This window comes from Micromonospora sp. NPDC050187, assembly GCF_044459745.1.
Taxonomy (GTDB): Bacteria; Actinomycetota; Actinomycetes; order Mycobacteriales; family Micromonosporaceae; genus Micromonospora.
Map to the genome: position 1 here is coordinate 98,900 of NZ_JBITJH010000022.1, position 15,024 is coordinate 113,923.

General features: G+C 72.7%; 13 protein-coding genes and 1 tRNA gene. 7 read left to right on the plus strand and 7 right to left on the minus strand.

Annotation, left to right across the window (positions count from 1 at the left end; all coding sequences use genetic code 11):
* Positions 1-81: 81 nt before the first annotated feature.
* Positions 82-2,013: an NAD-binding protein gene (locus ACIBJE_RS26620; RefSeq protein ID WP_396752878.1), complete on the minus strand. Its 1,932-nt coding sequence runs from the start codon at positions 2,011-2,013 to the stop codon at positions 82-84.
* Positions 2,014-2,094: 81 nt separating this feature from the next.
* On the opposite strand from ACIBJE_RS26620, the gene ACIBJE_RS26625 reads away from it, so the two are divergent.
* The 4 genes from ACIBJE_RS26625 (at position 2,095) to ACIBJE_RS26640 (ending at position 6,944) form a co-directional block, all read left to right on the plus strand.
* A complete protein-coding gene (locus ACIBJE_RS26625) occupies positions 2,095-2,580 on the plus strand; it encodes an MSMEG_6728 family protein (protein ID WP_396752880.1) in 486 nt (161 codons plus the stop codon).
* Between the two features lie 120 nt (positions 2,581-2,700).
* Positions 2,701-4,230, plus strand: a complete 1,530-nt coding sequence (locus ACIBJE_RS26630) for an FAD-dependent oxidoreductase (protein ID WP_396752882.1) — start codon at positions 2,701-2,703, stop codon at positions 4,228-4,230.
* Between the two features lie 74 nt (positions 4,231-4,304).
* Positions 4,305-5,468, plus strand: coding sequence for a hypothetical protein (locus ACIBJE_RS26635; RefSeq protein ID WP_396752884.1), 1,164 nt, complete (start codon positions 4,305-4,307; stop codon positions 5,466-5,468).
* A 135-nt stretch (positions 5,469-5,603) separates the two neighbouring features.
* On the plus strand, positions 5,604-6,944 hold the full coding sequence (locus ACIBJE_RS26640) for a low temperature requirement protein A (RefSeq protein ID WP_396752886.1): 1,341 nt from the start codon (positions 5,604-5,606) through the stop codon (positions 6,942-6,944).
* Positions 6,945-6,951: 7 nt separating this feature from the next.
* Here ACIBJE_RS26640 and ACIBJE_RS26645 read toward each other — a convergent pair whose 3' ends face one another.
* The 3 genes from ACIBJE_RS26645 to ACIBJE_RS26655 all read right to left on the minus strand — a co-directional run bounded on the left by ACIBJE_RS26645 (position 6,952) and on the right by ACIBJE_RS26655 (position 8,633).
* A complete protein-coding gene (locus ACIBJE_RS26645) occupies positions 6,952-7,719 on the minus strand; it encodes an enoyl-CoA hydratase/isomerase family protein (protein WP_396752888.1) in 768 nt (255 codons plus the stop codon).
* A gap of 66 nt (positions 7,720-7,785) precedes the next feature.
* Positions 7,786-8,196, minus strand: coding sequence for a VOC family protein (locus tag ACIBJE_RS26650; RefSeq protein WP_396752890.1), 411 nt, complete (start codon positions 8,194-8,196; stop codon positions 7,786-7,788).
* A gap of 35 nt (positions 8,197-8,231) precedes the next feature.
* Positions 8,232-8,633: a helix-turn-helix domain-containing protein gene (locus tag ACIBJE_RS26655; RefSeq protein WP_396752892.1), complete on the minus strand. Its 402-nt coding sequence runs from the start codon at positions 8,631-8,633 to the stop codon at positions 8,232-8,234.
* A gap of 86 nt (positions 8,634-8,719) precedes the next feature.
* Here ACIBJE_RS26655 and ACIBJE_RS26660 point away from each other — a divergent pair, with 86 nt between their 5' ends.
* Positions 8,720-9,574 carry an alpha/beta fold hydrolase gene (locus tag ACIBJE_RS26660; RefSeq protein ID WP_396752894.1) on the plus strand — a complete coding sequence of 285 codons (855 nt, stop codon included), beginning with the start codon at positions 8,720-8,722 and terminating at the stop codon, positions 9,572-9,574.
* Positions 9,575-9,769: 195 nt separating this feature from the next.
* Here the strand turns inward: ACIBJE_RS26660 and ACIBJE_RS26665 are convergent.
* Positions 9,770-9,846, minus strand: a tRNA-Thr gene (locus ACIBJE_RS26665).
* A gap of 373 nt (positions 9,847-10,219) precedes the next feature.
* On the opposite strand from ACIBJE_RS26665, the gene ACIBJE_RS26670 reads away from it, so the two are divergent.
* Positions 10,220-11,311 (plus strand): ABC transporter ATP-binding protein, encoded by a 1,092-nt coding sequence (locus tag ACIBJE_RS26670; RefSeq protein WP_396752896.1) that lies wholly within the window; start codon positions 10,220-10,222, stop codon positions 11,309-11,311.
* 66 nt (positions 11,312-11,377) lie between these two features.
* Here the strand turns inward: ACIBJE_RS26670 and rlmB are convergent, their stop codons facing one another.
* Both rlmB and cysS read right to left on the minus strand, forming a co-directional pair.
* Complete coding sequence (gene rlmB / locus ACIBJE_RS26675; RefSeq protein ID WP_396752898.1) at positions 11,378-12,493, minus strand: 23S rRNA (guanosine(2251)-2'-O)-methyltransferase RlmB; 1,116 nt, start codon at positions 12,491-12,493, stop codon at positions 11,378-11,380.
* Entirely contained in the window at positions 12,493-13,908 is a 1,416-nt protein-coding gene (cysS, locus tag ACIBJE_RS26680) for a cysteine--tRNA ligase (RefSeq protein WP_396752900.1), read from the minus strand. Before cysS ends, rlmB begins: the two co-directional genes overlap by 1 nt.
* Before the next feature lie 342 nt (positions 13,909-14,250).
* On the opposite strand from cysS, the gene ACIBJE_RS26685 reads away from it, so the two are divergent.
* The gene (locus tag ACIBJE_RS26685) at positions 14,251-14,859 is read left to right on the plus strand and encodes a helix-turn-helix domain-containing protein (protein ID WP_358041224.1); all 609 of its coding nucleotides are present in this window, start codon (positions 14,251-14,253) and stop codon (positions 14,857-14,859) included.
* The last annotated feature ends 165 nt before the right edge of the window (positions 14,860-15,024 follow it).

Consider the following 15,024-nt stretch of genomic DNA (forward strand, 5'->3'; position numbering starts at 1 on the left):
TCGGGGTGTGGCACGCGTCGGATGCACCCGTATCGAAACGGAGTCGATCGAGCGAGCGGAGCCGATCGAGCGCGGGGTCGGTCAGGCGGGTGGGCGGTCCGGGGGTGGCGCCTCCCCGGCCTCGTCCCTCTCCTGGTCGGCGACGGACCGCTCTCGTGGTGACGGAACGACACCGGGAGCCGGCGGAGTGCCCCGGGCGGCTGAGGGTGGGGCCGACGGCGGCGCGGGGGCGGCGGACGGTCCGGCGAGCGCATCCGGGGCCGGGGAGGTCGACGCGGCGGCCTCGCGGAGCAGGGCGTTCAGGCCGGCCCGGCGGGCCAGCACGGTCATCCGGTCCCCCGCAGTGATCACCAGACGCGGGTCGGGTGCCCACTCGATGCGGGACTGACCGGCACGGGCGTGCGCGAGCAGCCGTACGCTGCCGGGGCGGTCGACCGCCGCGAGCGCGCGACCGTCCAGCGGCGACCCGGCGGCCACGGACACCTCGGTGACCAGCAGCGCGTGCCGGCCGACCGGAATGGTGGCGATCATCGCGCGGTCCAGCAGCGCGGCGGTGAACGACGGCGCGGCCAGGTAAGACACGCTGCGCGAGATGCCGATTCCGAAGGCGCGCTGGACCCGCTCGGCGAAGTCGCCGTCGAAGAGTCGCAGCACCACGCGCAACTCGTCGTTGAGCGCGCGGCCGTTCAACGCGGCCCGGAGGTTCGCCCCGTCGTCGGTGGAGACCACCACCAGCGCAAGGCAGGTGCCCACCGAGGCCGCCCGCAGCGTCTCCTCCAGCGCCGCGTCGCCCACGATCAGTGGTACACCCAGCCGCCGCGCCAACGACGCCCCGCGCGGTTCGGGGATCTTGTCGATCGCCACCACCTCGACGCCGAAGTCGTTCAGTTGGGCCATCACCCGGGTGCCGAGGTTGCCGAGGCCGACGACCACCACGTGCCCGGAGCGTTCCGGCTGGATACGTCCGGAGTGCAGGGCCAGCCGGGCCTTCACGACGCCGTCGACCACCACCGCGGTGATCAGCGGAATCAGGGCCAGCCCGGCGATGCTCAGCACCACCTGCATGACCTGCTCGGCGAGAGACTTGTTCGGGTCCGGGTCCTGGCCGCTGAGCGTGGTGACCAGGGTCAGGTAGAGCGCATCCGCCCAGTTGAGGTGGGCGGCGCGGGCGTTGAGCCAACCGAGCACCCCGATCACCGCGAGCAGCACCAGCACCGCGACGCCGATCTTGCGGGTGGCGAAGCTGCGCACCGCCCGGAGCAGCACCACGGCCGGCCGACGGCGACGCCGGGCCCTGGCCAGTCGTCGCGCGGCCAGCTCGGCGCCCGGCATCCGGCCGGTCGCCTCGGCGAGCACCACGTCCGCGGTGGAACCGTCGGCGGGGAGCACCCGTACCTCGCCCGCGTCCCGGGTGTCGGCCACCGCGCAGACGACCTCCTCCGGGCGGACGTCGTCGCGACGGGCCACGTAGAGGGTGCGGCCCGCGTGCCGGAAATGGGTCGGGGCGACCTCGCCCAACGCGGCGGCCACGAACGCCGGGGCGGCCATGGTGGCGTCGGAGAGGACCGCCGAGTCGGGGAAGATCTGCCGTACGCCGTTGGCCAGGCCGGTGTTGAACATCCGGACCACCAGGCGCAGCCTCGGCTCCACCTCCTGGGCGCAGAGCGCGGCATGCATGTTGCCCACGTCGTCCTGGTGCAACAGCGCGAGCCCGTCCGCGCCGGCCAGCCCGGCCCGGCGGAAGGCGGCCTCGTCGAGCCGGTCGGCCAGGACCACGTCGATGCCGTGGACGTCCCGGCCGTCCGGCCCGTCGGAACGGCGCCGCTCGGGCACGATCAGGGTGACCCGGATCCGGCCGGTGGACACCTCGCCGGCGAGCAGTGCCCGCACCACCCAGTAGGCGAGCGGGTCGTGCCCGCAGACCACGTAGTGGGGGCGGGAACCCGCGTTGGCCCGTAACCGCCGGCTGGCCCGCCACGCACGGTCGAGCAGAGGCTCCGCCATGTGCGGCATGGTAGCCAGTGCCACCCAGTCGGCGCGGCCCGCATGATCGCGGCCAGGCATGCGCCGGCCCGGGGCGGGTAGAGCGGAACCGTGCAGACCTTCCTGCCGTACCCGGACTTCGACGCCAGCGCACGGGCGCTGGACCAGCGGCGCCTCGGCAAGCAGCGGGTCGAGGCGATCCAGGTGCTGCGCGGGCTGACCCGGCCCGGATACGGCTGGCGCAACCACCCGGCGGTGCGCATGTGGGCCGGGTACGAGGAGGCGCTGGTCCGGTACGGACTGGACGTCTGCACGGTGTGGTGTGCTCCGGGGCGGGCGGACACCTGCGCGACGACGCTCACCGCCGACCTCGCCAACGCCTGCGGCATCAGCCGGGTCCGCGCCCAGGACGAGCTGGCCCGGGCCGGCGAACTTCCGCCCTGGCTGGGCCGGGCGGACCTGCACCGCAGCCACCGGTCCTCGCTCCTGCGCAAGGATCCCGACCACTACCGCCCGATCTTCGGTGACGTCCCGCCCGACCTGGAGTACGTCTGGCCCGACTCCGACCGCCCGCGCCGGTGCCTGCCACCCGCCTGAGGTGGTAGGAGGGGTCCCCTGTTACCGCTTTTTGCCGTGCAGGGGTCCCCTGCAAACACCCGACCGGCGTGGCGCGCCCACGCGAGGCGGTAGGCAACGAACTGGTGCAAACTGGGGCGTATGGCGCTGTCGCAGCGGGTCGGCCGGTTGATCGGCGTACGGGAACACGTGGTCGACCCGGGTGGCGGTGGTCCGGCCCGCGTGCCGCACCCGGTCGACGTGGTGGTGGTCGGCGGCGGCATCGCCGGCATGTCGGCGGCGGTGGTGCTCGCCGAGCGGGGCGTACGGGTGACCGCGCTGGAAGCCGCGCCCACCCTGGGCGGGCGGCTCGGCGCGTGGCCGGAAACCCTCGCCGACGGCAGCCGGCAGGTCGTCGAGCACGGCTTCCACGCGTTCTTCCGGCAGTACTACAACTGGCGGTCGATCCTGCGCCGGATCGACCCGACACTCGGTTTCCTCAAGGCGGTCCCCGGTTACCCGATCCTCAGTGCCCGGTGGCCGACCGAGGAGTTCGGCCGGCTCCCACCCGCCCCGCCGGCGAACCTGCTCGCGCTGCTGCTGCGCAGCCCGAGCCTGCGCCTGCGCGACCTGCGCGGGATGGACCGGGACGCGGCCCTGCCGCTGCTGGCGTACGACCCGGAGCGCACCTACGCCGAACTGGACGGTCGGACCGCCGAGGAACTGCTCGACTCGCTACGGCTGCCGGACCGGGCGCGGGCGATGCTCTTCGAGGTCTTCTCGCACTCGTTCTTCAACCACGAGGCGGAGATGTCCGCCGCCGAGATGGTCGCGCAGTTCCACTTCTACCTGCTCGGCAACGCGGAGGGGTTGGCGTTCGACGCCCCGGACGAGGACTACGCGACGGCGGTGTGGGAGCCCTTGGCCGAGCACGTGCGGCGGCACGGCGGTCGGGTGCTGACCGGGGTGGCGGCCACCGCACTGGGTCGCGACGCGGCCGGCTGGCGGGTCACGGCCGGCGACGGGACGGCGTACCGGGGCGGGCACCTGGTGCTGGCCGTCGACCCGCCGGGGCTGGCCGCGCTGGTCGGGAACTCGCCCGGCCTGGCGAGGGTCGCACCGGAGCTGGTGGCGCGGGCGCCGGCGTTCGGCACGCCCGGTCCGCCGTACGCGGTCGCGCGGTACTGGCTGGACGGGGAGGTGGCCGCCGGACGGGCGGTGTTCAGCGGGGTGTCCCGGCAGCCCACCCTGGACTCGGTGACCCTGTACCACCGGCTGGAGCACGCATCCCGCCGTTGGGCGGAGAGCACCGGGGGCTCGGTGGTGGAGCTGCACGCGTACGCCTGCGAGCGCGGGGTGGCCGCCGACGTGCTGGCCGAGCGGATGCGCGGCGAGTTGGTGACGCTCTGGCCGGAGGTCGCCGGGCTGCGGGTGCGCGACCTACGGGCCCGGGTGGAGGCCCGGGCTCCGGCGTTCGCGCCGGGCGGCCACGCGACCCGCCCCGGGGTACGCACCGACGCGGCAGGGCTCTACCTCGCCGGCGACGGGATCCGCACGGACTTTCCGACCGCGTTGATGGAGCGGGCGGCGGCGACCGGGATCATCGCCGCGAACCATGTCCTGCGCGCCGAGGGTGGAGCCGCCGAACCGGTCCGGTCGGTTCGTCCCCGGGGTCTGCTGGCGCGGAGGTGAGGCACGTCGGCGAACAGGGGCAAAATGGCAATTTCGTGAAACTAGAACCTATGTACGAATAAGCTGGGTTGCAGATGACCACGCCAGCGGGGGACACCGTGCAGCCACGCCACCACCAGCTCCAGACGGAGCCGGGCACCCGCCCCGACGAGCCCGGACGCGAGGAAGGCCCACGTGCCGACGAACGGGCGGGCGTGGTGACCGCGCTGCGACTCGGCTGGTGGATGGCGGACGCGTACCACCACGCGCGGACCGTCGGGCCGGACGACGGCCCCGCCGGCCGACCGGTCGCACCCCGGTCGAAGCTGTCCAACCTGACGGAGATGTCGGGGCGGCAGCGGATGCGGATGTACCTCGACGGCGTGGAGGTGGCGCTCCGCCAGATCGCCATGTTGGCCCGGCACGACGGGGCCGGCCCGTCGACCGCCGCCGCCCGGTCCCGGATCCGGGAGCCCGGCCACGACCACCCCGGCGACGTCGACGCGATGCTGGTCGCCCTGGACGAGTTGAACGTGGACGTGCTGCGCTGGGCGATGGCCCGCGACCACCGGATCGGGATCGCGTACCGGCTCGGGCGTTCCCTCGCCGACACCGTCCGGCGGTGTGACGCCGAGCAGTTGCCCCAGCGGTTCGGCGGCCGGCAGGACCAGCTACGCCGCTGGCTGGACGAGCTGGCCGGGGTGCTGCCGCCGTACGCGGCCCCGGTGGTGCGCCACTCGTTGGCGAGCTGGACGACCGCGGTCCGCGCGGCGGCGGCCGGCGACCCGGACGAGGCGGAGCTGCGCGACCTCGCCGACGAGCTGCGCAACCAGGGTGACCTGTGGCGGAGCGTGCTCACCGGCGGGCTGCACCCCCGGGACCTGCTCGACGAGGAGCACTACGCGATCGTCGCCCGCAACCTGATCATCCGGGACCGGCGGCTGCTGGTGCGGGCGGCGCGGGGAATCTGTTACCCGGTACTCGTACCGCTGCTGGTGGTCCTGCTGGCGGTGGTCGGGGTGAGCGCCACCGCCGCCGCCGGCTCCCCGCTCGCCCGGACGGGGGTCGCGCTGCTCGGCCTCGGCGCGGGGCTCGCCGCCGTCTGGCGTGCGCTCTCCGGGCCGGCGCTCCAGGTCGCCGGTGAGGTCAACCGACCGCTGCTGCACGGTGAACTGGTCGTGCAGATGGCCGGGTGCGTCGATCGGCCGCTCGACGCGGCCCGCGCGGCCAGCCGCGCCCGCCGCACCGGAACCGGCTGACCGCCAGGCGCCCGCGACCGGACCGCCGGACCCGCCCCACCGGGCCGGTCGGACCGGGCGGCGGGCGGGGGATGCGTCGGCGGACGACCGATGCGAAACAGACAATTCGGGCGGGGAAGCTGCCAGACTGACCCGATGACGGAGGACCGACCGACGGCCGGAGGTGACAGGGGGAAGACCACCGGGCACAAGCCGGTACGCCGGTACCTGCGCGACGCCGTCGACAGCCTGCTCGGCAAGCGACCGGTACGCGAGGGCACCCGCACCGCCACCGAGGAGCTCTTCTTCGACCTGGTCTTCGTGTTCGCCTTCGTCCAGCTCGGCGAATTGATCATCCGCGACTACACCCCGCAGGGCGTGCTTCGCGGGTTACTCGTGCTGGCCCTGCTCTGGTGGTCCTGGGGCGCCTTCGCGTGGCTGACCAACAACCTGCAGGCCAGCTTCGGGGTGATGCGGTTCGGGTTGTTCGTGGTCACCGGGATCACCTTCGTGATGGCGATGTCGACCCTCGTCACGTTCGTCGACCGGCCCGGCGGGTTGTACGGTCCGCTCGTCTTCCCCACGTGCTACTTCCTCGTGCGGTCGCTGCACCTGGCGCTCTACGCGTACGCCGTCTCGGCCCAGAACCTGGCCCGGCACATCCTGGTGCCCGCGGTGCCGATGGTCGCCAGCACCGCCCTGCTCGTCTGCGCCGCGCTCGTGCCGCACCGGGTCTTCGCCGACCAGCGACAGGTCGCCATCACCGTGACCCTCCTCTGGGTACTGGCCGTTCTCGTGGACTACCTGGGTAGTTTCACGCTGCCCGTCTGGGAGATAGGCATCTTCTCCGCCCGGCACTGGTGCGACCGGTACGGACTGATCCTGATCGTGGCCATCGGTGAGACGATCATTTCGATCGGAACGGCCAGCTCCGACGTGTCGATCAGCTGGCCGATCCTGTTCGCCGTCCTGCTGGCCATGACCGTCACCGGAGCGCTGCTGTGGACCTACTTCGACGTGGTGGCGCTCGTCGGTGAGCAGGCCCTGGAACGTGCCGACCCGAAGACCAGGTTCGCCCTGGCTCGGGACGCCTACAGCTACCTGCACCTACCCATGGTCGCCGGCATCCTCCTGCCGGCCCTCGGGATACGCGAGCTGGTCAGGAACGTCGGCCACCTCGAAGAACACCACCCCGACGAGCCGCTGTCCGCCATCGGCCTCTTCGGCCTCTACGGGGGGATAATCCTCTTCCTCCTGGCCAACGTCGCCTACCAGCTGCGGATCGCCCGCGCGATCAGGACGATCATCTGGACCCGGGTGGCCGCCGTGCTGGTGCTGCTCGCACTCGTCCCCGTCGCACGGCGGATAACGGCGACCGGCGCGCTGGGCCTGCTGGCGGCCGTCTCCTTCGTCCTGATCGTCGTGGAGGTCATCGTGGCCAACGGGCAGCGCCGTCAGCTACGCGAGTCGGGCCTGGCCGCACGGATGGAGATCTGAGGCCGGCTCATCCGGTCGGCGGGATCGTCCAGGTGAAGTGCGCCGGGCGGCGTTCGTGGAACGCCGCCACCCCCTCCCCGGCCTCACCGCTGGCCAGGGCCTGCCGGTGCCACCAGGCCACCTGCGCGGCGTCCGCCCGACCGTCCACGATCCCCTTGGCGGCGACGACGCTGAGCTGGGAACGGAGGGCGATCGTGCCGGTCAGCCCGGTGATCCGCTCGGTGAGCCGATCGGCGGGCACCACCTCGTCGACCAGACCGACCCGCTCTGCCCGCTCGGCGTCCACCAGCTCGCCGGTGAAGATCAGATACTTGGCGGTGGCCGGCCCGACCAGGGCGGCCAGTCGGCGGGTCGTCGGGGTCGGGTAGACCACCCCGAGCCGGGCCGGCGGGACGCCGAACCGGGCGTCGGCGGCGGCGATCCGCAGGTCGCAGGCGACGGCGAGCTGGCAGCCGCCGCCCACACAGGCACCGCGTACCGCGGCGACAGTCGGCTTGGCGAAGGCGGCCAGCCGTTCCTCGGCGGCCACCGCCACGCTGTGGTCGCCGGCCGCCAGCAGCTCGTCCAGGTCACCCAGGTCGGCACCGGCGCAGAAGGTCTCCCCCGCCCCGGTGAGCACCAGGACCCGGATGGCCGGGTCCGCCTCCAGCTGGTCGAGCAGCGGCGGCAGCCCCCGCCACATGTCCGGGGTCATCGCGTTCCGGCGGGTCGGATTGCTGATCACCACGGTCGCCACCGGACCGGTCCCCTCGACGGTCAGCCGCGCGTCCGACACCGTTCCTCCTCGTCCCGCCGGCCGCTCCGGGGCCGCCCGCCGACCCTAACGGACCCTCAGGTGGGATCAGAACATCTGGCCGATGCGGATGCGGTTGCCGAACGGGTCGCGGATACCGAAGTCGATGCCGTACGGACGCTCCATCGGCTCGTCGGTGATGTCCACGCCCTTGGCCACGAGGTCCTCGTACGTCTTGTACGCATCGTCGGTGGTCATGAAGAGGTAACCGCCCAGCGCGCCCTTGGTGAGCAACTCCCGCACCTGCTCGGCGGTGGCCGGGTCCAGGGCCGGCGGGCCGGGCTTCTCCAGCAGGATCTCCCGCTGACGGTCCCCGGGAATGTTGACCGTGAGCCAGCGCATGAAGCCCAGATCGGCGTCGGTGTGGACCTCCAGGCCGAGCTTGCCGACGTAGAAGTCGAGGGCCTCGTCCTGGTCGAGGACGTAGATCTGCGAGCGGCTGATCGTGTTCATCGTCATGCCGACCACGCTACGACCCGGCCCTGACCTGCTGCTTATCCAAAACTGCTGGGTCGGGTCCAGGCCTTGGTGAAACAGCTCGGCACGGCGCCGGCCGAGCTCCGTCGCTTCCGGAAGGCGGTCGGCGACTCACCGACGATCTCCCGGAAGGTACGGCTGAAGGTGCCGAGGCTGCTGAAGCCGACCGCGTAGCAGATCTCCGTGACGTCCCGTTCCGACTCGAGCAGCAGGGACATCGCCCGTTCGACCCGACGGCGCTGGAGGTAGCGGTGCGGGGTCTCGCCGAAGGTCGCCCGGAAGGTGCGGATGAAGTGCGCCTCGGAGACGTGCGCGATCCTCGCCAGGGTGGGGATGTCCAGCGGCTCGGCGTACGAGCGGTCCATCGCGTCCCGGGCCCGCAGCATCGCCCGGTTGGACTGCTCGACCGCACGGCTCACACCCTCCACCCTACGGAGTCGGACGCCGACGACGATGGTTCCCCTGGCGGGAAGCCGGCGATCCGGACCTGCGGAAGAATGCCGCCATGGAATTCCAGGTCGATGTCACGCCCTCGTACCGGCTCTGGGCACGGGCCGTCGGGGCGCCCGACGCGCCGCCCCTGCTCCTGGTCATGGGTGCCAACGCCAGCGGCCCCACCTGGCCGGCCGCTCTGGTCGACCGGCTCGCCGACCGGCACCGGGTGATCGTCTACGACCACCGGGACACCGGCCGCTCCACCTGGGCGTTCGACGAGCACCCGTACCGGGTGGCCGACCTTGCCGGAGACGCCGTCGCCGTGCTCGACGCGGCCGGGGTGGACCGCGCCCACGTCGTGGGCATGTCGATGGGTGGCGTGCTGGTGCAACTCCTCGCTCTCGACCATGCCGACCGCCTGCTGTCGGCCACCGCCTTCTGCACCTCGGCGCTGGGTGCCGGGCTGGCCGGTGGCGAGGAGGCACCACCGCTGCCGGCCCCGGATCCGCGCCTGCTGCGTCTCTGGGAACACTTCACCGACGAACGGGACCGCGAGGCCGAACTCGACTGGCGGGTGGAGCACTGGCGGATCCTGAACGGCGACGTGATCCCCTTCGACGCGGCGGAGTTCCGGGCGATGGAGGAGAACTGCGTGGACCACGCCGGCACCCACCGCAACCCGGCGGCGCACGCCCGCGCCGGGCAGGACGGACTGGACCGGGGCGCGGAACTGGCCGGGGTACGGGTGCCGTTCCTGGTCGTGGAGGCACCGGAGGACCCGATCAATCCGCCGCCCCACGCCGCACACCTGGCCGGGCTGATCCCGACGGCCACGCTGGTCACCGTGCCGGGCATGGGACACGCGCTACCGTCCGCCGTCCTGGCCCCGCTCGCCACCGCCCTCCTGGCCCACACCAGCCGCTGACTGTCGGTAGGGCCGAGGGGCGCGCCCGGGTCGGGCGGGGTGGGGATCGGGGTCGGGAGGGGCGAGGACACGCGCCGACTTCTCGGTCGACGGCGGGAGCCGGACGGACGGGAGCCGGGGTGTCCACCGACGCGGATCCGGACGCCCGTCGTCCGGGTCCGTTTCGTGCGGAACGGACCCGGAACCGACGGGAATTGGAGCCCCCGGCCGGGATCGAACCGGCGACATCTCGCTTACAAGGCGAGTGCTCTGGCCAGCTGAGCTACAGGGGCGCGGGCGTCCGTGGTCAGCATAGCGACTGGCGTCCGGATTTCCTCCCTCACCAGGCCCCCCAGCACCGGAAACGTGATCCGGTGCCGTCCTTCTGGTCGGGTTGTGATCCTACGGTGCACGCAACGCAGTCAATGTCCCGGCGATTGATGGTTGTGCGTGCCTGAGTGACCGGTATGCGAATGTCGTCGGTCCCATCCAGTGCCCACCGTCTTGGCAGCCGAGGAAATCCCGTTTACCGTGCAGTGACGCGGACGACATTCCAGTGACTCCGGTGACCGGAATTCGCCCGACGGGCCGGCACGGCTACGTGCCGGTCGCTCCTTCACTCGGATCGTCCGGCACGTTCCTGCCGGTGAAAGGAAGCGCTTCACCATGGCTACGGTCACCTACGCCAAGGCGTCCCGCATCTACGCGGGCACCGAGCGTCCCGCCGTCAACCAGCTGGACCTGGAGATCGGCGACGGCGAGTTCCTCGTCCTGGTCGGCCCCTCCGGTTGCGGCAAGTCCACCAGCCTGCGGATGCTCGCCGGCCTGGAGGACGTCGACGAGGGCTCGATCTACATCGACCAGCGCGACGTCACCCACCTGCCGCCGAAGGCCCGCGACATCGCGATGGTCTTCCAGAACTACGCCCTCTACCCGCACATGTCGGTGTACGAGAACATGGCGTTCGCGCTGAAGCTCCGCAAGACCCCCAAGTCGGAGATCGACCGGCGGGTCAAGGAGGCGGCGGCCCTGCTCCAGCTCGAGGAGTACCTCGGCCGCAAGCCGAAGGCCCTCTCCGGCGGTCAGCGCCAGCGGGTCGCCATGGGCCGGGCCATCGTCCGCGAGCCGCAGGTCTTCCTCATGGACGAGCCGCTGTCGAACCTCGACGCCAAGCTCCGGGTGCAGACCCGTACCCAGATCGCGTCGCTGCAGGCCAAGCTCGGCGTCACCACCGTCTACGTCACCCACGACCAGGTCGAGGCCATGACCATGGGTCACCGGGTGGCCGTCATGCTCGACGGTGTCCTCCAGCAGGTGGACACCCCGCGGGCGCTCTACGACACCCCGGCGAACGTCTTCGTCGCCGGCTTCATGGGTTCCCCGGCCATGAACATCAAGACCGTGCCGCTGGGCGAGAACGGCGCGGCCTTCGCCGAGATGAACATCCCGCTCACCCGGGAGCAGGTCGAGGCAGCCCGCGCCGAGGGTGGCAACGGCAAGGTCACCGTGGGCTTCCGCCCCGAGGACTGCGACATGGTCAGCCCCACCGAGGGCGGCATGCCGGTCGTCGTCGAGCTGGTCGAGGACCTCGGTTCGGACGCCAACGTCTACGGCCACGCCGCACTGGAGGGCGCGAACGAGCGGTTCGTCGTGCGTACCGACCGTCGGGCCATGCCGAACATGGGTGACACCGTGTTCGTCAAGCCGCGCACCGGCCGGATCCACGTCTTCAACGCCGGCAGCGGCAACCGGATCTGACGTACCGCGAAAGGGGCGGCCCGCTTCGGCGGACCGCCCCTTTCGGCGTCTGAGGGTCGCTGGGACTCAGGCGGCGCCGCGCCGCCGGGCGACCTCGGCGAGGGTGACCGCGGCGGCCACGCTCGCGTTCAGCGACTCGACGTCGGAGACCATCGGGATGCGCACGGTCAGGTCGCACGTCTCGCCGACCAGCCGGGAGAGCCCACGCCCCTCCGAGCCGACCACGACGACCAGCGGGCCGACCGCGGCCTCCAGGTCGTAGAGGTCGGTCTCGCCGTCGGCGTCCAGCCCGACCACCATGAACCCGGCGTCCTGGCAGGCCTTCAGGGACCGGGTCAGGTTCGTCACCTGCGCCACCGGCACCCGCGCCGCCGCGCCCGCGCTGGTCCGCCAGGCGGTCGCGGTGATCCCGGCGGCCCGCCGCTCCGGTACGAAGACACCCTGCGCGCCGAACGCGGCAGCCGACCGGATAACCGCGCCGAGGTTGCGCGGGTCGGTGACCCCGTCCAGCGCCACCAGCAGCGGGGCGGTCTGCTCCAGCGAGGCGGCCACCAGGTCCTCGAACGGCTCGTACGCGAACGGCGGCACCTGGAGGCCGACGCCCTGGTGCAGCACACCCCCGGTCATCCGGTCCAGTTCGGCCCGGCTGACCTCCAGGAGGGCGATGCCCCGGTCGGCGGCCGTCCGGGTGATCTCCTTGACCCGGTCGTCGCTGTCGATACCCTGGGCGGTGTAGAGCGCGGTCGCCGGCACGTTCGCGCGCAGCGACTCCAGCACCGGGTTCCGCCCGACCAGCAGCTCCGCGCTGTCCTTCGCCGGGTTCGACCGGCGACCGGGGGCCACCCGGGGGCCGCTGCGGGCGGCCGGCTTGCCGCCGCGTCCCTTGGCGGCGGGGACGCCCCGGCCGCCACCCTTGCCCCAGGTGGTGTCCTTGCTGCCCGGCTGACCGATCTTGGGGGCGCGCCCCTCCTCGGCAGCGGCGCGCCGCTCCTTGTCCTGCTTCCATGCGGTGCGCTGGGGCAGCTTCTCGGTGCCCGAATACGCCTTGTGCCAGGGACGCTCGTCGGCCGGGAGGGTCTTACCCCGCCCGGCGAGGGAGTCCCGGTTCTTGCCGCCGGAGCCCTTCGGGGCCCCCGCCTTCGGGGCCAGTCGCCGGCCTCGGCGCTGTGAGTTGCCGGGCATCAGTCCTGCTCTCCAATAGTCCAACGGGGGCCCTGCGGGGTGTCCTCGACCACCACGCCGGCCTGCTTGAGCTGGTCACGTACCGCGTCGGCGGCGGCCCAGTCCTTGCGGCCACGCGCCTGGGCACGCTGCTCCAGGGCCAACGCGACGAGGGAGTCCACCACGCCGCGCAGATCGTCGCCGCGACCGCCGCCCGTCCAGGCGGCGTCCAGGGGGTCGACACCGAGGATATCCAGCATCGCGCGGACGGCGGCGAGCGCGGTGCGGACCGTCACATCGTCCCCGCCGGCCAGGGCGGTGTTCCCGTCGCGGAGGACGTCGTGCAGGACGGCCAGCGCGGCGGAGGTGTTCAGGTCGTCGTCCATCGCGGCGGTGAACGCCGCCGGCAGTTCGCCGGGAAGCCCGGCGCCGACCCGCTCGGCGGCCCGCTGCACGAAGCCCTCGATCCGCCGGTACGCGGTGGCCGACTCGCGCAGCGCGTCCTCGGTGTAGTCGATGCGGGAACGGTAGTGCGCCGCGGCGAAGTAGTGACGCAGCTCGACCGGCCGCACCCCGAGCGAGGCGACGTAGGCCAGGTCGAGGGCGTTGCCGGCGGACTTGCCCATCTTCGCTCCGCCGAGGCTGAGCAGACCGTGGTGCACCCAGTAACGGGCGAACGGCAGGCCGGCGGCCTTCGACTGGGCGATCTCGTTCTCGTGGTGCGGGAAGGTCAAATCGAGCCCGCCGCCGTGGATGTCGAACTCGGGGCCGAGGTAGCGCCAGCACATCGCCGAGCACTCGATGTGCCAGCCGGGGCGACCCCGCCCCCAGGGCGACGGCCAGTAGGCGTCGGCCGGCTCGTCCGGCTTGGTGCCCTTCCAGAGCGCGAAGTCACGCGGGTCACGCTTGCCCCGGTCCGGGGCGTCCCCGGCGGACTGCATGTCGGCCGGGGACTGACCGGAGAGTTCGCCGTACGCCGGCCAGGAGGCGACGTCGAAGTAGACGTCACCGGAGCCGTCGGTGGCGGGGTAGGCGTGACCCCGCTCGATCAGCATGGCGATCAGCTCGTGCATCTCCGGGACGTGCCCGGTGGCCCGGGGCTCGTACGTCGGTGGCAGCACGTTGAGCGACCGGTACGCGGCGGCCAGGACCAGTTCGTTGGCGTACGCGATGGCCCAGAACGGCCGCTCCTGCTCGCACGACTTGACCAGCAGCTTGTCGTCGATGTCGGTCAGGTTGCGGATGAAGGTGACCTCGAAGCCCTTCGCCAACAGCCAGCGGCGTAGCACGTCGTAGTTGACGCCGGAACGAAGATGGCCGATGTGCGGGGGTGCCTGGAGGGTGAGACCACACAGGTAGACCCCCACCTTGCCGGCTTCTCGCGGGACGAAGTCCCGGACCGTTCGGGTGGCGGTGTCATACAGGCGTAGCGTCACCGTACAAGGGTAACGGTCCCCACATCTTCGGGCTGCCCGGCGCTGGGTCGTACGCTGCCTGCTGTGGAGACGGCGGGACGCCCCGGAGACGGGCCCACGGAGCCGGCCGGTGACAGGCGGTCCGGCGGACCCGGGCACGGCACCACGGACCCGGACGGCGACAGGCGGTCCGGCCGACCCGGGCACGGCACCACGGACCCGGACGGCGACAGGCGGCCCGGCCACCCCGGGCACGGCACCACGGACCCGGACGGCGACAGGCGGTCCGGCCGACCCGAAAACGGCCACACGGAGCCGGACAGCGGCGCGACGCCGGGCCGTCCCGGAGAGACCGCGCAGACCCTGGACCGGGGACTGCGCCTGCTGCACCTGGTCGCCGACGCGCCGGGTGGGCTGACCGTCACCGAGGCTGCACACCGGCTGGGCATCGGCCGGGCGGCCGTCTACCGGCTGGTCAGCGCGCTGACCGGGCACGGCATGCTGCGCCGTGACCGCGCCGGCCGGCTGCGCCTCGGTGCCGGGGTGCTGCACCTGGCCCGGCGTGCCCAGCCGCTGCTCGCCGAGGGGGCGATGCCCGCGCTGCGCCGGTTGGCCGAACAGGCCGGGGCGACCGCGCACCTGACCGTGGTGGAGGGGGACGAGGGCGTCGCTCTGGCCGTGGTCGAGCCGAGCTGGACGGCCTTCCACGTGGCGTACCGCACGGGTTCCCGGCACCCGCTGGAGCGCGGGGCGGCGGGGCGGGCCATCCTCGCCGGTCGGGCCGGGTCCGCCGGCCCGGTGACCACCGAGGGCGAGCTGCAACCCGGCGCGTACGGCGTGGCCGCGCCGGTGCTCGGCGTACCCGGGTTGGAGGCGAGCGTCGGCGTGGTGGCGCTGGCCCCACTGGACGCCGCGACGGTCGGGGGACAGGTCCTCACTGCGGCCACCGCCATCGCCCACGCCCTCTCCTGACCCCGAACGCCCCCGCCCGGTCCAGGCCCGCGTGATCGACTCGTGGTGCGGCATGTCGGGGTGTCAGGACCGGGCGGTTTCAAGTGGCTGTTGCGACGAGGTGCTGGTGGAGTGCTTCGGCAGGATTCTGCCATCCCAGGGTTTGCCGGGGTCGTCCGTTGAGCT

Coding starts and splice junctions, on each gene's coding strand:
- ACIBJE_RS26620 (WP_396752878.1), bottom strand. CDS start 2,013: ATGCCGCACATGGCGGAGCCTCTGCTCGACCGTGCGTGGCGGGCCAGC.
- ACIBJE_RS26630 (WP_396752882.1), top strand. CDS start 2,701: ATGGCGCTGTCGCAGCGGGTCGGCCGGTTGATCGGCGTACGGGAACAC.
- ACIBJE_RS26635 (WP_396752884.1), top strand. CDS start 4,305: ATGACCACGCCAGCGGGGGACACCGTGCAGCCACGCCACCACCAGCTC.
- ACIBJE_RS26640 (WP_396752886.1), top strand. CDS start 5,604: ATGACGGAGGACCGACCGACGGCCGGAGGTGACAGGGGGAAGACCACC.
- ACIBJE_RS26650 (WP_396752890.1), bottom strand. CDS start 8,196: ATGACGATGAACACGATCAGCCGCTCGCAGATCTACGTCCTCGACCAG.
- ACIBJE_RS26660 (WP_396752894.1), top strand. CDS start 8,720: ATGGAATTCCAGGTCGATGTCACGCCCTCGTACCGGCTCTGGGCACGG.
- ACIBJE_RS26670 (WP_396752896.1), top strand. CDS start 10,220: ATGGCTACGGTCACCTACGCCAAGGCGTCCCGCATCTACGCGGGCACC.
- rlmB (WP_396752898.1), bottom strand. CDS start 12,493: ATGCCCGGCAACTCACAGCGCCGAGGCCGGCGACTGGCCCCGAAGGCG.